Origin of the sequence: Acinetobacter sp. YH12021, from assembly GCF_013420145.1 — a bacterium.
GTDB classification, from domain to species: domain Bacteria; phylum Pseudomonadota; class Gammaproteobacteria; order Pseudomonadales; family Moraxellaceae; genus Acinetobacter; species Acinetobacter towneri.
On record NZ_VOYT01000015.1, the window covers coordinates 18,685 to 40,257 of the forward strand.

Below are 21,573 nucleotides of genomic sequence, written 5' to 3' on the forward strand. Positions count from 1 at the left end.
ATGACAGACAAAGTACAGGCGAAACAAGACTTAGAATTTTGCAGTGCTGAGCTGTCTAAGTATCAGAACCTCAGTAGATCGGGATTGACGCGGGCAGAGATGCTAGCGATAGACGGCATCATGCGCCGATTGAAAGAGCGAATTAGAAACTTACGGAATGTATTGCTGTGAAACGACCAATGCCGCCTCGAAGCTTACTTGATCTTGATCCTGAAGAACCAGTGGGGTTTGAGCCTGCACATGAGCTAAAGGAATGGATTTTAAAAACATTAATTGATGAGGATGGTGAGCTACACAACCCTGATCACATGCATATATCGCCATGGGATGATGATTTATTTATGGTGCTATGGGCATCAAGTGGATTTAAAAAATCTGAAAAAATTGTTTTAGGTCAGACTGAAAAGTTTGCGCCGATGGCTGGCGGCTGGCGAAAGATGCGTCAAGAAAAACAGATGATCGATTGGTTTGGTTGTGTACCGAATTTCATCATCACGATTGATGCATGGTTTGCACACAATGCCAGTGATACTGATTTTTGCGCATTGATCGAACATGAGCTGTATCATGTTGGTGCTAAAAAAGATGAAGATGGTAACTACCAAATCAGCCCGTCTACAGGTGAGTATAAATATTATTTGCGACCGCATGATGTAGAAGAATTTCACGGTGTCGTTCAGCGTTACGGTGCATCACCAGACGTTCAAAAAATGGTGGAGCTTGTAAATGATGGTCCTGCAGTCGGCAAGGCAAAAATTGCTCATGCATGTGGTACGTGTTTATTGAAGTTGGCTTAAATTTTTTTGCCTGTTTTGCTAGACGTAGCTAGACAAAGGGGTGTTTATGGCAGCATTAAAAGAGCCTGTAAAAATATTTATAGTTCAAGCTCTTGCATGCCGTGATACCCCTCAAGAGGTGGCAGATCAGGTCTTGCAAGAATTTGGTGTAAAGATTGATAGAAAGCAATGCCAACTTTACGATCCAACCAAAGCGGCTGGTAAAAATCTAAGTAAGAAATTTGTCGAGTTATTCAATAAGACACGCGCCGATTTTGATGCTGGCTTAATTGATATCCCGATTGCAAACAAGCATTACCGCTTAAAGCAGTATCAGAAGCAATTAGAGCGCAATGCAAAGAACACAGTGATGTCGCTCAAGATTCTTGAACAGGCTGCAAAGGATTGCGGTGGGCAGTTTACAAATAAACAGGAAATCACAGGCGCAGGTGGTGGACCGATTCAGAACGAAAATACAGTAGTTGTTACTGCCACTGATGAGCAGGTAAGGCAGGCGATAAATGAACTCGAGAGCGAATATTGACCCAGTCAAATTAAAAGCAAAAAGAATCAAATGTGAAGATGAGCATTTATTTTTTACTCGGGCATTTTTCCTGCCACGTATGGGGTTTAAATTCTTGGTGAATTGGCACCATGAATATATTGCTGATGCGATTGATAAAGTTATCAGTGGTGAAATTCCCAACCTTGTGATTAACGTACCACCAGGCAGTGGTAAAACAGAATTACTTACCAACCTGATTGCACGGGGGATTGGGCGTAACCAGCGTTCACGCTTTCTGTATTTATCATTTTCACAGTCTTTGGTTGAGGATGTTTCGGCTACAGCTCGAAATATCGTGAAGTCACCAGACTTTCAAGCCTTATGGCCAGTCAAAATATCAACCAGTACCGATGCAAAGGCATCATGGAAAACCACAGTAGATGGGTATGAGGCGGGGCATGTGTATAGCGCCTCGATGGGTGGTCAGGTTACAGGGCGTCGTGCTGGTACCTTAGCTGATCTTGGGTTTACAGGGGCTATCATTCTTGATGACCCACTTAAACCAGAAGATGCATTCAGTAAGACAGCACGTAACAAAGCAAACCGTAAAATTCTAAACACGGTGAACTCACGTAAAGCCAAGTCATCTACACCGATTATTTTGATCATGCAGCGTTTGCACGTTGAGGATCCGACTAACTTTGTGATGACTGGCAACGTACCAGGTGAATGGCATCAAATTTCAATACCCGCCTTGATTGATGATGATTACATTCAGTCACTACCTGAGCATATTCAAAAGAAGGTACCACGTGACGTTGAGCGAGACGAAAAAGGGCGTCAAAGCTATTGGCCATTGAAAGAATCCTTGCAGTCATTGCTGCAGTTGGAGAAAGGCGGCCAAGACAAAGATGGCGCAACAGTTTCACGTTACACGTTCAGCAGCCAATACATGCAGCGACCTAAGAAATTAGGTGGTGATTTAATCAAGGGCGAGTGGTTTGGTGAATATCACGAATTACCTGAACTGGTTTGGCGTGCTGTATATGTGGATACCGCTCAAAAGGTCAAAGAAGAAAATGACTTCACTGTCTTTCTTTTGGTTGGTATGGGGGTAGATGGCAAGCTTTATTTGATTGATCTTTTGCGCGGCAAATGGGAAGCGCCAGAGATGAATAAGAAAGCGAAAGCATTTATCGATAAACATAAAGCGTATGACTTCACAACAAAGCCACTTCGATACATGAAAGTTGAGGATAAGGCGCATGGAACCCAATTGGTGCAGTCATGGCAGAAATATGGCGGCATCCCAATTATTCCTGTTCAACGTGAAAAGGACAAATTGACCCGCTTTATGGATGTAGCACCACACCTAGAGAACAACTTTGATGTTTACCCTGAAAATCAAAACAGGTTTGTCATGCTGCCTCGAAATGCAACTTGGAAGCAATCCTTCCTAGATGAGTGTGAGGCATTTAACGCCCAAATGACCCATGATCACGACGACCAAGTCGATACCTTAATTGATGCGATTGAAGATTCAGTCGTGATGTTGAATTACAGCCCACCAGCGGCATAAGGTTTTAAATATGGCTAAGAAAAAACGCAATCCCGAAAGTCAAAAGCCTGTGTCGGGTAACTTAAGTGTGCATGAGGCTGAACAGGCGCTACTCAATTATTTGACTAAAATGCCTGATGTAGACGAGGTATTGCGTAAAGCAGGAATTACCCGACATCGCTTAAAAGTCATGATGTATGACGATGAAGTATATCAGGCTATTGAGAAGCGACAGGATAAACTGGAAAGTGCTCCATGGCGGCTAGAGCCAGCAGAAGGTATAGAAACAGAAATCCTGTATGCACATCTTCGTGAATGGTGGTCTGAAATCATTATAGGCGCACAAAACGCGCGATGGTACGGATATTCTGTGCTTGAGGGAATTTACTCCAAACTTGAAAACCCAAGGGTTCATATTCAAGGTGATACTGTCACGCCTTTCATAGGCTTTGAATGGATTGGTGAGAAGCCTCTGCAATGGTATGAGCCAAAGAGTAATGGAAGTTTACTTCTTTTAAAAAACTACAACCACACACATCAGGATCAGGAAGTAGACCAGCGTTTTAAGCATTTCTTAACACGCTGCAAATCTACGTTTGAAAATCCTTATGGAGAGGCACTGCTTAGTCGTTTGTACTGGGTTTGGTTCTTTAAAACGAATGGCTTTAAATTCTGGTCAAAATTTGTTGAAAAGTACGGTATGCCATTGTTGGTGGGCAAGTCATCTACTGGCCACAACCAAGATATGCGGGATGCATTACTAAAAGCACATGCAACTTCTGTTCTAGCCATTTCGAGTATGGACTCTGTAGAACTGCATAGTGCATCGGCTGTGGGTAATGGCTCACAGGCTTATGAAACATTCGACAAGAATTTGGAACGCCGTATTCAAAAGGTGGTTTTAGGTCAGACGCTCACCAGTGGTACAGATGGCGCAGGCAGCCGTGCATTGGGTGATGTGCATCTGGAAGTACAAAATGCGAAATACCGTGCAGACATTCGGATGATTACCCCAACAGTGCAGGCGATTATTAATGCATTGTGCGATCTTAATGGTTGGAAGCGCAGACAGATTATTCTTGGTGAGGAAAAGTCACTTGAACCTGAAAAGGCGGAACGTGATGTGAAGTTAAAGAATGCCGGTGCAGTCTTAACGCCACAATACTTTAAGCGTGAATATGGTCTGGAAGATGGTGATGTGATTGAGCAACCTCAAACTGGCTTTAATCAATTCACCGCATTACCTCGCCAGGCATTTAATTTCAAAGCTAAGCCGAACAAGCTATCCGATGCACAGCAAGAAGTTGAAGAACTGACAGATGGGCAGGATGATTTAACGCTGCTAAATGATGCTGAGATTCGGCAGTTAGCAAGCACGTCAGACAGTCCTGAAGCGTTGGCGTTCAATCTTATGCAGCTTATTCCAAAAGCCACTAAAACCGAGTTTACAGCCAAGTTAGATCAGGCTTTGTATGCTGCGGATATTTTAGGGTATATGGCTGCGAGTAAAGGGGAATAGCATTGCAACCAGTCACATTCCTTGAGGCATTACGCTATGCACGGCAACGCAAGATTGTATTGTCTGATGATTTTTACTCACTGGACTTAAAAACACGGCAAATGGCAACCACGGTGAGCTTTTTGTCGAGTCTTGCGCAGATTGAAACGGTCATTAAGGCGGTGAATAAATCCATTGCAGATGGCGGTACCTTTAAGGATTTTCAGAAGCTGATTGAAGAATCTGAAATCATTTTACCAAAGCACTATCTGGACAACGTATTTCGTACCAATATCCAAAATGCGTATGGTCACGGGCGATGGATTCAACAAAACCGAAATAAGGCTAAACGTCCTTACTTGATGTACTCGGCTATAAATGACAGTCGCGTGCGTCCAAGCCACTTGGCTTTGGATAAAATTGTTTTGCCGTTTGACCATCCATTTTGGCTGACACATTACCCGCCGTTAGGCTTTCGTTGTCGGTGCAGTTGTATAGCTTTAACTGAAAAACAGGCATTGAAATACGGCATTACGCCAGATGACAAATTGCCCGAAGTGGCTGAAGCTTTGGACTGGTCATCACATCCCTTGCAATTTGGTGAGCTTGAATCACTGGTCGATAAAAAGATTGCTGATTCATCACTGGATAAAGAGTTCTTGCTAGAGCAAAAGCAAGTCATTCAAGCCGAGTGGACAGCATCCAAGAAGCTGACAAGTTTATTTGCACCAATGGATGACAAGAGTCGGGATTTATTCAACACGATTGCAGATACGGTGATTCCACTTGATCCGCAAATACGTCCTACTGCAATTCGGACTTTTCTTGATTATGTGCAAGGCAATGACACTGCATTGACCACGTATCTAAATGCGTCTGCGGCTTCACTGGCTGACGATGTGTTGAAACGGTGGCTAAGTGCTGACATGGCAGCGATTCAAGCTGTAGCAAGCAATACGGCCTCAACTGTGGTGGGGACTGCGACTATTCAGCAAGTGGCAGGGTATCAAGTTGGGCAGACAGTACAATTCAATGCGCCGTTGCTCATGGCTGATTCTGCAGGTGACATCGTGATTCAGATTCAAAATGCTAAGGGTTTAGGTATTGATCTGGAAAAGCTAAATGCAGGGCAAGGGGTTTTGATTCCGTTTGGCTTATCGTTTGAAGTGGTTTCGATTGAAACAAGTCAAGGCAAGCTGATCTATACGCTCAAGCCTTTGCTGAACTGATTTATCAATGAATATGACCGCTCCTTATGGGGCGGTTTTTTATGGAGCATGAAAAATGCCAGTAGAGGAAACACAGGACAAATATTGCTTTCGGCTTGGTGATCTGAACGTCAATCAAGCCGAAGACGGCAAGAAAAAACGCACTTTCACAGGCGTGGCATACAGCGGTGAAGTGATTACAGACCATTGGTATTGGGACCGAATTATTTTTGATTTGGACTCAATGAAAATTAAGGGTCGTATTCCCGCATTACTCGATCACTCGCCACGTCAGCGTGCAGGTGTCATCAATGAGCACAGCATTAATCATCAACAAGGTTTAGTCGTTTCAGGCGACTTGATGAGTAACGAGTTCGGCACCGAAGTTGCTCAGGATTCTGACGATGGTTTTCCGTGGCAAATGTCAGTACGCATTGAGCCGTCATCAGTAGAAGAAATTCAGGCTGATGCATCTGTCACAGTCAATGGAAAAGTTCACCAAGGACCAATCACGGTATTTCGTGGTGGTCGTATTCGTGAAGTGTCTTTCTGTGCTTTGGGTGCAGATGACAACACAAACGCTGTGGCAGCCAGCCACAACCCAACACAATCTAGCAAAGAGGACACAGACGTGGACTTAGAACAAGCGAAAGCGAAAATCCAAGAGCAGGAAAAAACCATTTCAGGTTTGCAGGATCAACTTAATAAGTTTGCTGCAGATAAGCGTAATTCAGCCATTGATGCTTTGGCCAAAGATTTAGGCAAGGAATTTACGGCTGAAGAAAAAACCAAGTTTGCGGCTATGCCTGATGATGCATTTGATTTGATGGCCACGACGCTTAAGCAATTTGCAGCGTCAAGTCAGCCACAACCACCAGCTGGTCAACAACAGCAACAAGCACCGTTAGCAAATCCAGCCTTGGCGCACTTATTCAGCCACCAAGCTAATCTGCAAGGTGGACAGGAGCCATCGGGTAACCAAGAACACCAATTATCTGCAGGTGCAAAAGCATTTGCGGCACAACAAAAGGGGAAGTAATCCATGACCACTGTTTCAGTTACACATGAATCACGTCCATTTAATTTGGATGTAGGCAAGACGCGCCGTGTTAATGCCAAGGTCACAACTGCTACGGCATACAAAGAAGGCGATCTGTTGGCACTTTCTGCGGCAAACGTACTCACCCAAGCGGCAGATGAGTCGAATTGGGACGTTATTTGCGGTGCAACACTAACAGCTGCACAAGCTACTGCAGCAGCTGCAAACGGCACAGAAATCCCTGTTTATAACGGTGGGGTGTTTAATATTGAGGCTGTATCAATTGCTGGCACAGCACTCGCAACAAGCAAATACGATGCAGCACGCGCTAAAGCATCTAAAAACAACATTGAATTATCAAAGGTGTAAATCATGCCACAAAGTTTTACTATTGATGGTGCTCCGCTGGAGCTATTGGGCGTTGATGAATTAGCATTAATTCATTCAAATTATGAGCCGATGGATACATGGCTTTTGGACAAGCTATTTCCTCGTCGCAAATCATTCACGACGAATGTGGTGCCTATTGCCGAGCTTGAAACTGAATCAGACATTGCTCCATTGGTTGCCCCACAGGTGCCAGGTAAGCCGTTTGACCGCACCACAGCAATTCAAGTAAGCCACGTACAGCCAGCTTACTTGAAACCAAAGAATCAAGTCACACCTGCTACCGCATGGGATACTGCATTATTGGCGCGCTTGCGTGATGCAGGCATCATCTCAACTGGTAACAATCAGTTGAGCACAGCAGAGCAATACATGATTGCTCAGATCGAAACGATCAAGCGTAACCACGACTCGATTGATAATCGCAAAATCCTGATGGCGACTGAATTAGTCACAACTGGTCAGATTGTGCTTGAGTCAGACGATTACACTAAAAACGTGGTGTCTTTTGGTCGCGATGCATCACTTGCATTTACCCCGACAACCGCTTGGGATCAGGCAGGTGCTACACCGCTTGAAGACATGGATACCATGGCACAACGCATGTTGGATGAAGGTGGTGGTGATGCAACCATGATTCTTACAACTGGCAAAGTGTGGTCAGTGTTGGAAAAGAACGCAGCATTCAAAGCCAAGTTTGTTGAGCCGTATGCAGGTATTAGCGTTCCTTATCGCCCAGGTCTAAACGCCTCACGTTCTGCGAAGTTCAAAGGCTACTTGGGTGATATTGAAATTTGGACGTATGACGCAACGTACCGCCACAAAGGGCAAGTGAAACGCTTCATTCCAGTGGATTACTTTGCGCTTATTTCCGATACCAATGGTTATGTGACGCAATGTAAGATCGAAAACATCCATGCAAATGGCTTGGCTTTAGAATACTTTGATCGTCAATGGTATGAAGAAGATCCAAGCGGCATCTTACTTATGACTGAATCAGCTCCACTGGTTGTGCCATCAAATAAAAATGGCATCTGCGGTGGTACTGGCTTCATCACACTGTAAGGAGTGATGTATGGCTAAATACATTGCAATGCAGTCCGTAGGTCAGTATCTACCGGGCGAAACAGTCGAGGGGCTTAGTGCAGAACGTGCTAAGGCCCTTTTAGTTATGGGTGCGATTAAAGAAGTGGAAGCTGATCAAGAGGAAACTCAGGAAAAGCCTGCACGCCGTACTCGCTCGACAGCTGAGTAAGTCTTATGTATGCAACTGAAGCAAATTTGGTTGCACGATTTGGTCAGGAAATTCAAGAACTGAAGTTGATGCATGCAAGTGCATCAACCGCCATTCAAGATGCCATTCAGGACGCAACAGAAGAAATTAACGGCTACATCGGTGGTCGTTATGCTTTGCCGTTGCCAAATGTGCCAAGTAATTTAGAGCGCATGGCGTGTGATATTGCACGTTATCGCCTCTATTTCCAGCAACCGACTGAGGAAGTGCGACAGCGTTATGACGATGCTATTTCATTTTTAAAGTTGGTGGCTAACAACAAAGCGCATTTGCAAATTCAGGATGCAGTGAGCAACCAAATCGTGGACGACCAGCCAAAGAATAAACCATCCACAATGCCAATCGGTACCAGTTACAAGGGCGGTGTGTTTGGTGATTCCACTTTAGACATGATGCCTAGCATCAAGTGAGGTGTGTGTGGCATTTGCAATCACAATCAAAGCGGACAGCTCGCCTATTGAAGCAATCCTTACTCGCTTAAATCAGTTCGATGTTGATAAGTCAAAACTATTTGATGAAATCGGTTCAGGGCTTGTTTTTAGTGTGCAGGATCGTTTCTTTACTGGGCGTGATGTAGACGGCAATCCGTGGAAAATGTCATGGCGTGCAATGCTGCAAGGCGGTCAAACGCTGCGTGATACAGGGCGCTTGATGAACTCCTACACACACAATGTTTTGTCTAATGGTGTGGAAGTTGGTACCAATGTTGAGTATGCGCCGTATCTTCACTATGGGGCGACAATCCTACCAAAAAACGGTCAGTACATTACGTTTGCAGTAGCTGGTCAATATCGCAAAGTAAAGCAATCTGTTTTACCACCACGAACTCAACTTGGCATTAATGCGAATGATGAGGAAATGGTTTTAGACATCGTGGGAAATTTTATCAATGACTACATTCTTCGCGGTGCGTGATGAAATTGCCAAAAAATTGGAAGAAATTTCAGACTTTCGGAAAATTTATACACCGCTTAATTCGGTAAACGTAACTGAAATGTCGCAGGTCACACCATCTGCCCATGTTAACTTTGTGCGTATCGACCTGAAAGACTCCAAGGGCAACAGCAAGTTGAATCAGGTCGGTCAGCAATGGTCGGTTACGGTTGCATGTCGCAATGCGCAATCACAGTTAAATGATGGTAGTGCTGTAGCAGACGAGGCAGGCGCATTGACTGAAAAAGTCATTCAGCTTTTGGCGGGATGGAAGCCATCATCTTCACGTATTCCATTGCGGTTTTTGTCTGTGCGTGATGGGTATAGCTCAAGCTTTGCATACATCACCATTATTTTTGAATCTGAAAAGTTTATCTAGGAGCCATGCATGGCGAAACAATATGAAGCCTTAAAGCCTGTAGGTCGCTTTCAGGTTGGCGAATTGGTCGGTGGTCTGAATGAAGATCAGATCAAAAAATTAGTTGCTGATGGTGTTATTCAAGAAGTGAAAACCGCAGCAGTCACAAAGAAAATTACAGGGGATGCTAAATAATGAGCACTCAATATATTTCGCTACAAGGTGAGTTTTACTTATCTAAAATCACCAATGGTGTGGCAGGTGCAATGCGTCATCTGGGCAACGTACCAGAGTTTGAATTAGAAATCAGTGCTGAAGTGCTAGAGCATGTTGAATCGATGACAGGCAAGCGTACAACTGACTTCACGATGGTTCAAACTACAGCGGTAAACTTCTCTGGTCAGCTTGAAAAAGTTGATAAAGAAAACCTGAAATACATCGTTTCAGGTGAAACCACAGAAGTGACCACTGAAACCATTACCGACGCAAATATTGGCACTGTAGTGGCAGGTCAAGAAATTAAGCTTGGTGGTTATAACTTATCTACCGTGTCATTTAAAGATTCAACAACTGGAACAGCAGTTACAGTAGACCCATCAAAGTACACAGTGGACTTAAAGTTTGGCACGGTTGTTTTTAACGATGTTGCTGACCTCACTATGCCACTTTTGGCAAGTTACACCACTGGTGCAGTAACGCATACAACACTAGCATCGGACTTTGAAACAGAATACGAGCTGTTTTTCAAAGGTATTAACACGGCTACTAGCGAGCACATGGCGGTTCGTTTATGGCGTACTAAGAAGTCACCTGAAACTACATTTCCATTAATTCATGAAGAATTAGGGCAATACTCTATTTCAGGTCAAGCGTTGTCTGACGTTTCAAAACAAAGCGACGCAGCGCTTGGGTTGTACGGTCATATCGTAACGATTCCATCGGTACCATCACCTTAAAACCAACACAGGCACAAGAAAACTCCACGACGCATAAGCGTCTTTTTTTGTGCCTGTTTTCGAGATTCCATCATGAATGATTTTTTCTTAGCAGATAATCGCACGTTTCAAATTGGCGAAATTGAAGTGAAGCAGATTCAGGTGAAATCACTGGATCTATTCTGCAGACATGCTGAAACAGTCAAAGAGTTTTTAAAAGACAAAGATTATTCAGATGAAATTTTGATTGAGTTGTTTAAGGCTCACACGGTTGAAGTAATTCAAACCTGCGTCATGACCACCAATTTAACAGCAGACCGTATTTTTGATGTGGCAAAAGATCAGGCTTTATTTTTAGACATGCTGCGTGCTGTATTGACTGTGAATACAGCATATTTCAAGCCTGAAAAGCCCAAACGTGGCTGTAAGCCAAGCAATGAGAAAAGCACTTGGTTTGATTCGTTCCAGTATTTAATTGAGTCTGGCCATCGTCACGATGACATTTTGAATATGTCATACGGTGCATATCTGCAGTATGTAAAAGCTGCACAAAGAAGTGAGCTTAGAAAAATGCGCTCACAGGTCAACTTAATGCGCTCAGCACAACATGCTCAAAACCGTGAATTTAAAAAACTTATGGAAGATTTAAAAGTTGTTGATTGATTAACCAATTGTTAAAATGCCTGAAAATTATATAAATTTAGAGGGTGGGTTTGTGAATAAAAGAACATTGATCCTTTTAGGGGTTGCTTGTTTGATTTTTGTTTTAGCTGTTCCATTTATGGACCACGAAGGCAATGAAAGAGTTGCAAGCGAGAAAGCAGCAGAACAAGCACAGCGTGATGCAAAAAAAGCTGAACTATCACATAGAGTTGCAATTCAGACAGATTCACGCATTGCATTAAAAAACTACTTAAAAGACCCAGATAGTGCAGAAATCCGCAACCATAATGGCAACTGTGGTGAGGTCAATAGCAAAAACAGTTTTGGCGGGTATTCAGGTTTTAAGCGGTTTATTGCAAGCCCTGCCATAGTTGCTATTGAGGGCGAGAATATGGACTCAGACGAGTTTCAAAAAGCTTGGGATCAGGCTTGTAAATAATGACTCATGAGCAATCAAAAATAGAGGCAAGCAACCATAGAGAATGGTTTCAATCTACCTTTAATGCTGATGAGATTGAACAATTACACAATATTGGTGTTGAGTGTAATGCTGATAAAAGATTCTACAAGTACGAGATTCTTGATATTTTTGGACATTTAAAAAATAGGAAATTAAAAAAGTGTGAAGCGCTGCACCAAAAATTCATTGAGCGATACATATCATTAGTTCCACTATTTCTGAGAAATCAGATAGACGACGAATTAATAAGGGTTGATGATTATTATGCAGCATGGTTTTTTAATAGACATTGTTTTTTTGAAGAATATAGGCAAGCAAAGAGTAAATCAGCTTGGGGTGGTACGCGTAAGCTATTGTGGTCGCCTGTCATAGATAATCTTACGCCAGATGAGTGTATGCCTTATAGCAATAAGATTTTCAATATAGATGATGAATTTTTGGGGCAAGCGATATTGCATTGGGAAAAACCAAGGCGCGGGTGTCGTTGTGCGCTGTTTGTATTAAGTGAGCACAATGCAAGGAAGCAAATTGAATCTGGTCAATCTACAATGTGGAACATCTAAGCACCTTCGGGTGCTTTTTTAATGCTTAAAATTTGAGGTCAGCATGTCAAAGAATTTAACTTTTAAACTTATCATGGACGCTGACAGCAAAGGTTTTGTTAGCGGTGTAAAACAATCTGAAAGTGTTGCAAAGTCAGTATTTGAAGCAATTAAAACCGAGTCTGATAAGTTAAGACAAAGCTCGGCTGAAGCTGCAAAAGAGCTTGGAAACATCATCCCAAAAGGCACAAGTGAGTTAGCCGCAGGCTTAACTAAATCATTATCCAGTGCCACAGAGATTATTAAAAATGCAGGCGAAAACGCAAAGTCTACTGCGGGTAACTTCACAGATTTTGGCAACAAGTCACACAAGGCTTTAGACCTATTAAAAGCTGACTTAACAAGTGCTAAACAAAAACTGCAAGAGTTTGCTAATTCAAACGCCTCACCTGCGGACATTGAAGTTGCACAACGCCAAGTAGACCAACTTGAAAAAGAAGTTCAACAGGCTGACCAAGCATTTAACGAATTTCAGGCAGAAGTCGGCAGAGCGAATACTCAACTTAAGGAAACAGATTCTGCGGCTGCATCGGCAAAAAAAGGCATAGATGGGGCTAAATTTGCAGTCAATGCGCTTGTTGGTGCTATGGCCGCTTTGGGTGTTGGGCTTGGCTTGCGTGAATTGGCTGAAGCCGCAGATGCATACACTGGACTTTCTGCACGCATTCAGATTGCCACTAAAGAGGGTGGAAACTTTGAATCAGCAATGGCAGGCGTGCATCAGGTTGCTTTAGCTACAAATTCAAGTCTGCAAGCGACTGGTGACCTATTTACCCGTATTGATGCAGTCGGCAAAGAAATGGGCATGACGCAGCAACAAGCGTTAGACCTAACCAAGACTGTTACACAAGCAATTCAGATTGGTGGTGGTTCAGCTCAAGCCAGTGAAGCGGCAATTATCCAGTTTATTCAAGCTATGCAAGGCGGTGTTTTGCGTGGTGAAGAATTTAACTCAATCATGGAAAACGGCTATGGCTTAGCTGAGGCACTAGCTAAAGGCTTAGGAGTCACTACAGGTGAACTCCGAAAAATGGCTGAAAATGGAGAGCTAACTTCAGAGCGTGTGGCAAAAGCACTGCAAAGCCAAGCCGCACAAGTCCAATCGACTTATGACCAATTCCCAACAACGATTGGCAATGCTTTACAGCGCATCCAAACAAGTTGGCAAATCTTGATCGGCACAATGGATCAGGCAAATGGTGCTAGTGCCACTGTAGCCGAATGGCTTGTCGTGATTGCCGACAATATGGGAATTGTTGAAGCCCTTATTGATGATTTAGGCAATGGTTTTGTCTGGGTTGGCGACCAACTTAAAAAGATCGACCCATCTGTTTGGGTAAGCCTTAAAAATGCTTTAAGCATTGCATACGATGCCATTAAAGATGTTGTGGCGATGTTGGCAGATTTAGGTAAAACGGTTGCAGATGTATTAGGCACAAGCCTATCAACCGCATTATCTGTTTTGTCATCATTGACTGGTGAGGTCACAAAGGCAGGCGAGCAAGTAAGCTTTTTAGAACGTGTACTTCAAGGTCTTTCGATAGCATTTGGTTTTATTGCTGATGGTGCAACAGCAATCAAGATTGGCGTCAATCTATTAACTGGCGCTATGTTTGATTTGGCAGGTGCGGCAAATAGCGTACTTGCTGCTTTGACTTGGGGTGACTTAAGCAAACAGTTTGCAGCCAATGCTGATTTAATGAAGCAAAAGGCTAAAGAATACTATGCTGAAGCCGACAAGGATGCACAAGACTTTCACTCTAAAGGCTTACAACGTCTTGATGAAGCAGCTAAAACCCAAACCGAAAAAGATGCTGAGTCGGTTGCGTCATCTAAAGCCAAGCTTGAGAAAATTTTAGCAGATCAGACTGCCGAAGTTGATGGTAAGAAAGCGTCTGAGCAAGAAAAACTGAAAGCCGTTCAGGATTACGCCGAGGCAGCAATTAAAGCCAATGGCGGTGCAATGGATGGCACCATGCAAGCCGATCTAATGACGAAAGGCTATATCGTCACAATGAATGAGGCTGGCAAGGTTAGTGTCAAAGCTTGGGACGCGGCTGCTGAGGGCGCTGAAAGAAATGCGGATGCATCGGTAAAAGCTAGAAAAGCAGCAGAGGCTTTAAAGCTTGATTTGTATGAGCTTAAGAATGGAATAACTGAGTCATTTAACACTGGTGCAAAGGATGTAAGTAACTTTGCTGCAGGTGTTGAAGAGCTTGGTTTTAAGGGTAAGGCAGCAGGTGATGCAGTTTACCAAGCTTGGCTAAAGTGGTTAGAGACCGCAAAAAGCCAAAATGAAGTTGACATGGCAATGTTGAAACTTCAGGAATTTGGTAAAACAGGGCAGCTCTCAACAAAACAAGTTGAAATGGGCATGCTTGCTGTACGAAGTGTTGTGCAAGGATTGCCTGCAGACCTTGATCCAGTTGAGCAAGCTTTTGAGCGATTGGGCATTAAAACCAAAGAGCAGTTAAAACTTGCTGCACAATCAGCCTTAGCAGATTTCAATACGATACAAGCCTCTGGTCAGGCAACCGCCGAGGGAATTAAGCAAGCGTATGATCGAGCTATGCAGGCTGCTGCTGCATCAGGTGATCAAGCTGTTATAGCTGCTACACAAGCAAAAGCAGCATCACTAGGTCTACGCGTCGAAATCGACGAAACAGGCAAAGCCTCTGTTAAAGCGATGGATGAATTAACCGAAGCTAACCACCGTGTACGTGAATCAGCACGCCGTATTGGCGATGGTTATCGTGAAGCGGGGCAGATTGCACGTGAAGAAGCCAATGCAGCACAAATCGCATGGAATAAGGCATCCCAGGAAGCGGCTCAGAAATGGGATGCAGAAATGAAACGCCAATCTAAAGGTTTAAGCGCGGCTATCTCAGGCTATCAATCAATGAGCAAGAACGATGTAATTTCTCAGATTAAAAGCATGGGATACAGTGAAGATCAGGCTAAGAAATTGGCAGGGTCAATCTGGTCACAAGCCATGGCTACAGATCGTGATGCTAAATTTGCTGCATACGGCAAAGGCGGTAACTTGGCGATGAATAAACTCATCGAGCAAGAATTTAATAACGCCGCAGCGAAAGGTTTAACGACACAGCATGGTACCAACAAGATTAATGAATTACTGCGTAATCTTGATGTGAGAAGTACGGGCAGCACGCCAAAGGTCAATGACTATGCACCTAATATTTCTGAACCGAAAATCCGCGATCTGCAGAATGATGCACCAACCAAAAACGTGCGCTTTGAGTTTGTATCAGGCGGCAAACGCTTTGAAATGCAAGGCTCACAGGAAGATGGGGACATGATGGAAAGCATCTTGCGTGAATTTGAAATGCTGAAAAAGGCAATGTGATGAAATTGATACGTTTAGCAACATCCGAAACCGTCTCATTAGAAGACGGTTTTTTATGGTCTGATGAATTTGAATGGAAGCCTATAGAGCAAACCGTGGAACGTGCCATTAGTGGTGCGGCCATTATTCAGGAAGGCATCAAAGTCGGTGCTCGACCTATCACTTTAACACCCGATAGCAACCGTGGTTGGGCAAAGTTAAGTGATGTGCGCAAGCTACAGGAATGGTCGGCTTTAAGCGAGAAATTCCGCTTGCAGTTTGAATGGCCACATGACAATCGGCAATTTGATGTGATTTTTAATCATCAAGATACAGCACTGGAAGCGGTCAGTGTGTGGGGTTCACCTGCAACCAGTTCAGATGAAATGATGCGTTTAACGCTAAGATTTTGGAGCGAATAATGGCAATTGAAACAAAAGACTTGGTGCTCTATAAATCGGAGCGATTAACTGACACAGACGATGGTGGCGGTAAATATTCAGGTCAGGTCATCGTGGATGGCCAGAGTAATAACCTGTTTAACGACGTGTCAGAAATGGATAGAACCATGGGCGATGTGTCTATGCGTAAAATCTTTCCAGCAGTCATCACTGAAGATACAGATTCATTGATGGGTGCAACGGTATTCATCTCTGAAAACCCGCAAGACCCAAACGTGTCGGCTTTGCTATTCAGCACAAAAAATTGGACAGATGAACGCCGTAGCGCCCAAAACCGTGTAGAAAATTACTTGGCTAAAGGTGGGCAGATTGCAGGTACACCATTAGACACGCACTGGCAAGGCATGAAGCAGTTGCAAGTGGCGATGTTTCCACAAGAAGCGGAATCAAGCGTTGGCGATACCATTGTTCTAGTCAGCGATGAAGGCAAGGCGCTTGAATTTGAGCAGTATGTGCGTATCACAAAAGTGGAAACACGCATTGCGATTATGGTGGTTGATGGTAAAAACGTGGAATACAAGATTGCCACGTACACCATCAATGACCCGCTTGAGCGTGATTTTTTCGGACTAACAGCACGGCAGTGGTACAGTGGCAACACACAATCTAAAACCATCATTCGTGAATCTTTAGTGGCTGACACAGGCGAATATTGTGCATCGGTAAAATTAGCATCGGATGCGCAAGTCGGTGAGTTCACCGTGAATGCGTCTAGCATGTTCACACAGTTGATTCCATCTGCACAGACTGAAACCCCGATTGTTGATGTGAATGCTGCAGGTGAGAGCGTTATTTTGGTACCGGGTAACGACGGCACCATTACTGCAAATTTCCCAACCACTGTAGGTGTCAGCCAAAACCTGTATTTAGGTTCGAGCGTGATGCCGTCAAGCATTGCCTTTACCTTGTTTGGTCAGTCTGTTAGCGACCAAGGCGGCTTGCTTAAAAACAGTCAAGGCACACAAGTCGGTACGATTGATTATCAGCGCGGCTTGATTCAATGGACTTCTGCAGCAGGTACAGGCTCGACCACCTTGGGGATTACATTTAAGCCTGCTGCAGCACCAAGACAATATTTCCAGAGCTATGCCATTCCTGTGACACAGAACAGTCAAAGCACCAACTGGACGGGCGTTTTAATTCCGATTCCTGCACCTGGTAGTTTGTCGCTTTCGTATATGTCTCAAGGCAAGTTTTATGAGCTAAAAGACGATGGATCAGGTCAATTAAAAGGTGTTCATAGCTCCTTTGGCTCAGGCATGATTAACTATGAAACGGGTTCATTTTTGCTAACTACAGGTGCATTGCCCGATGTTGATACGCCAATTTTGGCACACTGGGGTACACCGATTGCAACCTTTGTGCGTGCAGGTTTACACGTAGAGAAAGCAGGCTTTGATTTTGATCTTGGACAAACAGGTATTGCCACAGGCATTACTGTGACTTGGGTGTTAGAAGGTGAAACCAAAACAGCATCTAGTAATGCAAAAGGCTTGTTTACAGGTGATGCAGCAGGATATGTCAACTACGCTACAGGCACAGGGCGGATTATTCCAAACAAACTGCCTCAGAAAAATACGCAATTCAACATCACATATAACTACGGCCCACAACTCAATCAATCTAAGTCAGCGATACCTGATGGCAATCAACAATTGACGTTTACTATTGGCACAGGCTCAAGCATTCAACCAAGTAGCGTGGCTTTAGATATTCCAGTAACAGATCAATCAGGTCTAAATACGCTGATTGTGCATCTTAAAGATGACCCAACAGGCGGCAATATGGGTAATTTAATTAACGATGCAGGTGATATTCAGGGCACGATTGACTACAACACAGGTCAATGCATTGTGACACCAACAGCTTCATACAAAACATTTAACTATGTGTATGAGGCACGATTTACAGCAACTTATGGGTCTGCATAAAGGTGGTCTAAATGTCTTTTTATTCTCCAGTTACATCCCGAATTAATAGCACGACACTTCAATTTCGGGCCTATAACGAAACATCCATTTCAGTGAAATACCGCGATAGTTCAGGTGTAAACCAAAGTAGCACCATTGCCGTGGCGGATAAGTTACGGCTTGATCTATCATCAGGTTATGACGAGCAGATTTTGACAGGCTCAGCACGCTTTAGAGTGGGCGCTGATACTTTCTTAGATCGTGATGGTCAGCTTTATCGCAATGTAGACCCATCAAACAACAGTGGTATCGCGTCTGGCTCGATTCAATACGGCACAGGTCAGGTTGAAATTGAGTCATGGACACCAAATGGTGACAATACTGTCAGTTTAGACTCACTGACGACAACAACTGACTTGCCACCGATGAACCAAGTCAGCTTTAGAACTCCTGTTATTCCAATACGCCCGCAGTCTTTAACTGTGGTTGTAGCATCGTTAGAGCATGGGCAATTAACACTGACTACCGATGAAAACGGGGTGATTGAAACAAGCCTTGCACACGGCAAGATCAATCATATTACAGGTTTTGTGGATATTTATTTCTACACCAAAACCAAAATTACTGAAGCTAATCGGGCAGACATTGAAGCGAATGACTGGTATGACCCGCTACTGGAATATCAGGAGGGAGTCGATACTTATATCAATGTGCCTGTGTGGATTGATGGCTCATCGGTGCGTTATAACGCAATTGCCTATACCTACATCCCGCTTGATTCTGAAATTTTGGGGCTGTCTGCTACACGCTTGCCATTGGATGGGCGTGTGCCAATTTTCCGAGTCGGTGATATTGGTATCGTCAGTTCAAGTAAATCGCAGGAATTGCCGAGTCATATTGCTGGTCAAACCTATGATTTAAACGATCAGCGTATCTCATGGTGTGAGCTAGAGGACAGTCAAGGTACCAAAGTGCCGTTTGATATGTATGTAGTCGATTATGACTATGGCAAAGTCACATTAAACGGTGATTTTTCGCTGAATACTTTGGTTGCACCAATTGTGGCTAAGTATCGCTATCAAGACATGGGTTTGATTCGTGATGTGCAGATCAGTGGGCAACTAACCTTTACCAAGCCTTTAACTCATAACTACGATGCAGCAGATACGATTGTGGGTTCAGCCCTAGTAATTGGCGACATGCAATCGCGCTACACACGGAAATTTGTGCAGCAAACATGGAATAACGCATGGGCAGATGAGGCAACAGGTAGCGGCATTTCAGCCAACTATAACGATGCGTTATATCCAATTGCTGTGACGAATAAAGGCGCTATTCAGGAACGCTGGGCACTGATTTTCACAGATAACACGAATTTCCGCTGTGTTGGTGAATATTCGGGTCAGATCGGTACAGGTAGCGTAAATATTGATTTTGCACCAATTAACCCTGTGACTGGCTTGCCATATTTCACAGTGAAAAAGGAAGGTTGGGGGGCGGGTTGGGCAAACGGTAACGTGTTGCGCTTCAATACTGTTGCTGCAAACTTCCCAGTTTGGGTAATCCGCACAGTGAAGCAATCTGAACCAACTGTCATGTCAGATCAATTCCAAATCATGCTACGTGGTGACATTGACCGCATTGTTTAAAAGTTAAATCAAATATGACCGCTTTAAGCGGTCTTTTTTATGAGTAAATGAAAATGGTCGCAAGTACAGATATTAAGTTTTATGTGCATACCAACAATAATGCACCGCAACTGCAAAATGCTTATGGCTCAATGATTAATGTGTTGGATGCATGTTTGATTGATGGCATCCAGATTGGAGCTGTAAATTCACTTACAGCTGTAGGGAGTACGGTAACAGCAACATTCGGGACTGCGCATAATTTAATGCAGTACCAAGTGATTAAAATTACGGGTGCTAACCAACCAGAATTTAATGGTGAGCATCGTATTTTATCCATCCCTGATACAAGCTCATTTACATTTGAATTGGCCGCAGCACCGAGCGTACCAACTGCCACAGGCACTATTAGTGCGTCATTGCCGCCACTAGGTTGGGAGAAACCATTCTCTAGCAGCAATCCAAGTGGTGGAGGTAAAGCCGCCTATCGCTCTACAAATTTACTTTTGCCAAGTCGACCTTTTTTACGTGTCGTAGACGAATTAGACCCTGCATATACGGCCACCTATGCCAAATATGCAAAGGTCGGTATCGCTGAAGATATGACTGATATTGATACGATGCTTGGCGTACAAGCGCCTTTTGATGTGTTAAATCCTGATAAGAACTGGGTGGGTACAGGCTCAGGAACAGCGGTCATCAACGGGTGGTCGCGTTGGTATTATGCGAGAAATGGTGATGCGTCATCAGATGTGAAGGACAATGTATCTCCTCCTAACGGTATAAGACAATATATTTTAATTGGCTCGACTGATTGCTTTTATTTGATTAATTCAACTGGATACCAAATGAATAACTGCCAAGTCTACGGTTTTGGGGCTTATGAGTCATTAATTGAGGGATATGCGTTTAATAATTTTTTATCAACAACCTTATTTGAAGGAACGGTTAATAATTTCAACAAAGTTGGTGATGATACATCAATAGGCGTCAATGGAGGCGCTGAGAATATTTTAACCGAGCGTATGCTCTCAAGACTAGATAAGTTCGGGCAAGCCAAAGCAGTCTCATCGTTATTCAACACTAACAGGCCATCTGGATCATTAAATGCTCATACTTATATCCCAGTAGATAAACCAATATTTTCAATATACTTGTCAGGCGAGGGGATATATGGTCGTTTAAAACACGGTTATCACTTAGTTGAGACAATTCCATACGCTCATAAGCAGGTAATAGTCAAAGATAATAAAGTCTACATTGCAATTAATATTGCAACTTATACTCCACCTAGGTTTGGTCAAATCATTTTTGAAATTGGAGATATTTAGTGAGTGTCGTACCAATCATTAACATTTCCACAATTAATGGAAAATATGTTGGATCAGATTCAGTCTTATCTATACAAGGAACAGCGTCCGAGTTAGGAAAAGCTTTACCATGTAGGATTAGATTGTTTGAAAAAGTCTCTGGCCGTTTGATTAAAGAAACCATTTCTACCAAGGAAGGCTTTTATAAGTTTGAAAACCTTGAGCTGAAAAAATATTTCATTGTCGCTCATCATCCAGAATCAAAATTCAACGCTGTCATTCAAGATAACGTGGTGCCAAAATGAGTAAAACATCAGTCAATGCTCGGCTTGCCATGATTCAAGCCTTTGCAAATTTTATGGATAGCGGTAGCCAAAGTGCTACCGTTATTTTTTATGAAGGTGTGCAGCCTGCAGACACATCTGTGGCGGCAGACTCAAACAATGCATTGGTAACGCTTACTTTTCCTGAGCCTTGCATTAAAGAAACTACAGCCACCTATGTTGAGTTTCATCCAACCGATACAGGTAATGTGATTAAGGCGGGCACTGCAACATGGGCACGGATATATAACGGTGCAGGCGAGGTAGCAGCGGATCTAACCGTTGGTACTGACATATCGCTGGCAAATACCAATTTGGCTTTGGGCGGTACGCTGTTTATCCAGTCCATCAAATTAAGACCGTAACTAAAAAGGGTGCT

General features: G+C 43.5%; 24 protein-coding genes. All 24 read left to right on the plus strand.

Annotated elements, in window-relative coordinates:
* Positions 1-179: 179 nt before the first annotated feature.
* The 24 genes from FTT91_RS11130 (at position 180) to FTT91_RS11245 (ending at position 21,559) form a co-directional block, all read left to right on the plus strand.
* Complete coding sequence (locus FTT91_RS11130) at positions 180-797, plus strand: putative metallopeptidase (protein ID WP_180169435.1); 618 nt, start codon at positions 180-182, stop codon at positions 795-797.
* A 46-nt stretch (positions 798-843) separates the two neighbouring features.
* Positions 844-1,320, plus strand: a complete 477-nt coding sequence (locus FTT91_RS11135) for a DUF2280 domain-containing protein (protein ID WP_180169436.1) — start codon at positions 844-846, stop codon at positions 1,318-1,320.
* A complete protein-coding gene (gene terL / locus FTT91_RS11140; protein ID WP_180062106.1) occupies positions 1,298-2,860 on the plus strand; it encodes a phage terminase large subunit in 1,563 nt (520 codons plus the stop codon). The genes FTT91_RS11135 and terL overlap by 23 nt, the downstream gene beginning before the upstream one ends.
* Positions 2,861-2,870: 10 nt before the next feature.
* Positions 2,871-4,358, plus strand: coding sequence for a DUF935 family protein (locus tag FTT91_RS11145; protein WP_180169437.1), 1,488 nt, complete (start codon positions 2,871-2,873; stop codon positions 4,356-4,358).
* Positions 4,359-4,360: 2 nt separating this feature from the next.
* Complete coding sequence (locus tag FTT91_RS11150) at positions 4,361-5,566, plus strand: phage minor head protein (RefSeq protein ID WP_180169438.1); 1,206 nt, start codon at positions 4,361-4,363, stop codon at positions 5,564-5,566.
* Between the two features lie 55 nt (positions 5,567-5,621).
* Positions 5,622-6,584: a hypothetical protein gene (locus tag FTT91_RS11155; RefSeq protein ID WP_180169439.1), complete on the plus strand. Its 963-nt coding sequence runs from the start codon at positions 5,622-5,624 to the stop codon at positions 6,582-6,584.
* Positions 6,585-6,587: 3 nt separating this feature from the next.
* Positions 6,588-6,953 carry a hypothetical protein gene (locus FTT91_RS11160; RefSeq protein WP_180169440.1) on the plus strand — a complete coding sequence of 122 codons (366 nt, stop codon included), beginning with the start codon at positions 6,588-6,590 and terminating at the stop codon, positions 6,951-6,953.
* Between the two features lie 3 nt (positions 6,954-6,956).
* The gene (locus tag FTT91_RS11165) at positions 6,957-8,036 is read left to right on the plus strand and encodes a major capsid protein (RefSeq protein ID WP_180158848.1); all 1,080 of its coding nucleotides are present in this window, start codon (positions 6,957-6,959) and stop codon (positions 8,034-8,036) included.
* Between the two features lie 10 nt (positions 8,037-8,046).
* On the plus strand, positions 8,047-8,226 hold the full coding sequence (locus FTT91_RS11170) for a hypothetical protein (RefSeq protein WP_180169441.1): 180 nt from the start codon (positions 8,047-8,049) through the stop codon (positions 8,224-8,226).
* Positions 8,227-8,231: 5 nt separating this feature from the next.
* Positions 8,232-8,675, plus strand: a complete 444-nt coding sequence (locus FTT91_RS11175; RefSeq protein ID WP_180169442.1) for a gp436 family protein — start codon at positions 8,232-8,234, stop codon at positions 8,673-8,675.
* A 7-nt stretch (positions 8,676-8,682) separates the two neighbouring features.
* Positions 8,683-9,180, plus strand: a complete 498-nt coding sequence (locus tag FTT91_RS11180) for a phage virion morphogenesis protein (RefSeq protein ID WP_180169443.1) — start codon at positions 8,683-8,685, stop codon at positions 9,178-9,180.
* A complete protein-coding gene (locus tag FTT91_RS11185; protein WP_180169444.1) occupies positions 9,155-9,577 on the plus strand; it encodes a hypothetical protein in 423 nt (140 codons plus the stop codon). Before FTT91_RS11180 ends, FTT91_RS11185 begins: the two co-directional genes overlap by 26 nt.
* A gap of 9 nt (positions 9,578-9,586) precedes the next feature.
* Positions 9,587-9,751 carry a hypothetical protein gene (locus FTT91_RS11190; protein WP_180169445.1) on the plus strand — a complete coding sequence of 55 codons (165 nt, stop codon included), beginning with the start codon at positions 9,587-9,589 and terminating at the stop codon, positions 9,749-9,751.
* Positions 9,751-10,512 carry a hypothetical protein gene (locus tag FTT91_RS11195; protein WP_180169446.1) on the plus strand — a complete coding sequence of 254 codons (762 nt, stop codon included), beginning with the start codon at positions 9,751-9,753 and terminating at the stop codon, positions 10,510-10,512. Before FTT91_RS11190 ends, FTT91_RS11195 begins: the two co-directional genes overlap by 1 nt.
* Before the next feature lie 72 nt (positions 10,513-10,584).
* A complete protein-coding gene (locus FTT91_RS11200) occupies positions 10,585-11,154 on the plus strand; it encodes a hypothetical protein (protein ID WP_180169447.1) in 570 nt (189 codons plus the stop codon).
* A 52-nt stretch (positions 11,155-11,206) separates the two neighbouring features.
* Positions 11,207-11,593 carry a hypothetical protein gene (locus tag FTT91_RS11205; protein WP_180169448.1) on the plus strand — a complete coding sequence of 129 codons (387 nt, stop codon included), beginning with the start codon at positions 11,207-11,209 and terminating at the stop codon, positions 11,591-11,593.
* Positions 11,593-12,177, plus strand: coding sequence for a hypothetical protein (locus tag FTT91_RS11210; RefSeq protein ID WP_218952042.1), 585 nt, complete (start codon positions 11,593-11,595; stop codon positions 12,175-12,177). The genes FTT91_RS11205 and FTT91_RS11210 overlap by 1 nt, the downstream gene beginning before the upstream one ends.
* 43 nt (positions 12,178-12,220) lie before the next feature.
* The gene (locus tag FTT91_RS11215; protein WP_180169449.1) at positions 12,221-15,583 is read left to right on the plus strand and encodes a tape measure protein; all 3,363 of its coding nucleotides are present in this window, start codon (positions 12,221-12,223) and stop codon (positions 15,581-15,583) included.
* Positions 15,583-15,984: a hypothetical protein gene (locus FTT91_RS11220; protein WP_180169450.1), complete on the plus strand. Its 402-nt coding sequence runs from the start codon at positions 15,583-15,585 to the stop codon at positions 15,982-15,984. Before FTT91_RS11215 ends, FTT91_RS11220 begins: the two co-directional genes overlap by 1 nt.
* Positions 15,984-17,954, plus strand: a complete 1,971-nt coding sequence (locus FTT91_RS11225; protein WP_180169451.1) for a hypothetical protein — start codon at positions 15,984-15,986, stop codon at positions 17,952-17,954. The genes FTT91_RS11220 and FTT91_RS11225 overlap by 1 nt, the downstream gene beginning before the upstream one ends.
* A gap of 11 nt (positions 17,955-17,965) precedes the next feature.
* Positions 17,966-19,582, plus strand: a complete 1,617-nt coding sequence (locus FTT91_RS11230; RefSeq protein WP_180169452.1) for a hypothetical protein — start codon at positions 17,966-17,968, stop codon at positions 19,580-19,582.
* A 53-nt stretch (positions 19,583-19,635) separates the two neighbouring features.
* Positions 19,636-20,892 (plus strand): hypothetical protein, encoded by a 1,257-nt coding sequence (locus tag FTT91_RS11235; RefSeq protein WP_180169453.1) that lies wholly within the window; start codon positions 19,636-19,638, stop codon positions 20,890-20,892.
* The gene (locus FTT91_RS11240) at positions 20,892-21,176 is read left to right on the plus strand and encodes a hypothetical protein (RefSeq protein ID WP_064102003.1); all 285 of its coding nucleotides are present in this window, start codon (positions 20,892-20,894) and stop codon (positions 21,174-21,176) included. Before FTT91_RS11235 ends, FTT91_RS11240 begins: the two co-directional genes overlap by 1 nt.
* Positions 21,173-21,559: a hypothetical protein gene (locus FTT91_RS11245; RefSeq protein WP_180169454.1), complete on the plus strand. Its 387-nt coding sequence runs from the start codon at positions 21,173-21,175 to the stop codon at positions 21,557-21,559. The genes FTT91_RS11240 and FTT91_RS11245 overlap by 4 nt, the downstream gene beginning before the upstream one ends.
* Positions 21,560-21,573: the final 14 nt, after the last annotated feature.

Bases quoted from the DNA above. Each gene is read 5' to 3' on its own strand.
- FTT91_RS11195 (WP_180169446.1), top strand. From the start codon at position 9,751: ATGAGCACTCAATATATTTCGCTACAAGGTGAGTTTTACTTATCTAAA.
- FTT91_RS11185 (WP_180169444.1), top strand. From the start codon at position 9,155: ATGACTACATTCTTCGCGGTGCGTGATGAAATTGCCAAAAAATTGGAA.
- FTT91_RS11135 (WP_180169436.1), top strand. From the start codon at position 844: ATGGCAGCATTAAAAGAGCCTGTAAAAATATTTATAGTTCAAGCTCTT.
- FTT91_RS11165 (WP_180158848.1), top strand. From the start codon at position 6,957: ATGCCACAAAGTTTTACTATTGATGGTGCTCCGCTGGAGCTATTGGGC.
- FTT91_RS11230 (WP_180169452.1), top strand. From the start codon at position 17,966: ATGTCTTTTTATTCTCCAGTTACATCCCGAATTAATAGCACGACACTT.
- FTT91_RS11200 (WP_180169447.1), top strand. From the start codon at position 10,585: ATGAATGATTTTTTCTTAGCAGATAATCGCACGTTTCAAATTGGCGAA.
- terL (WP_180062106.1), top strand. From the start codon at position 1,298: ATGAACTCGAGAGCGAATATTGACCCAGTCAAATTAAAAGCAAAAAGA.
- FTT91_RS11145 (WP_180169437.1), top strand. From the start codon at position 2,871: ATGGCTAAGAAAAAACGCAATCCCGAAAGTCAAAAGCCTGTGTCGGGT.
- FTT91_RS11160 (WP_180169440.1), top strand. From the start codon at position 6,588: ATGACCACTGTTTCAGTTACACATGAATCACGTCCATTTAATTTGGAT.
- FTT91_RS11245 (WP_180169454.1), top strand. From the start codon at position 21,173: ATGAGTAAAACATCAGTCAATGCTCGGCTTGCCATGATTCAAGCCTTT.
- FTT91_RS11220 (WP_180169450.1), top strand. From the start codon at position 15,583: ATGAAATTGATACGTTTAGCAACATCCGAAACCGTCTCATTAGAAGAC.
- FTT91_RS11190 (WP_180169445.1), top strand. From the start codon at position 9,587: ATGGCGAAACAATATGAAGCCTTAAAGCCTGTAGGTCGCTTTCAGGTT.
- FTT91_RS11175 (WP_180169442.1), top strand. From the start codon at position 8,232: ATGTATGCAACTGAAGCAAATTTGGTTGCACGATTTGGTCAGGAAATT.
- FTT91_RS11170 (WP_180169441.1), top strand. From the start codon at position 8,047: ATGGCTAAATACATTGCAATGCAGTCCGTAGGTCAGTATCTACCGGGC.
- FTT91_RS11215 (WP_180169449.1), top strand. From the start codon at position 12,221: ATGTCAAAGAATTTAACTTTTAAACTTATCATGGACGCTGACAGCAAA.
- FTT91_RS11155 (WP_180169439.1), top strand. From the start codon at position 5,622: ATGCCAGTAGAGGAAACACAGGACAAATATTGCTTTCGGCTTGGTGAT.
- FTT91_RS11210 (WP_218952042.1), top strand. From the start codon at position 11,593: ATGACTCATGAGCAATCAAAAATAGAGGCAAGCAACCATAGAGAATGG.
- FTT91_RS11225 (WP_180169451.1), top strand. From the start codon at position 15,984: ATGGCAATTGAAACAAAAGACTTGGTGCTCTATAAATCGGAGCGATTA.
- FTT91_RS11235 (WP_180169453.1), top strand. From the start codon at position 19,636: ATGGTCGCAAGTACAGATATTAAGTTTTATGTGCATACCAACAATAAT.
- FTT91_RS11130 (WP_180169435.1), top strand. From the start codon at position 180: ATGCCGCCTCGAAGCTTACTTGATCTTGATCCTGAAGAACCAGTGGGG.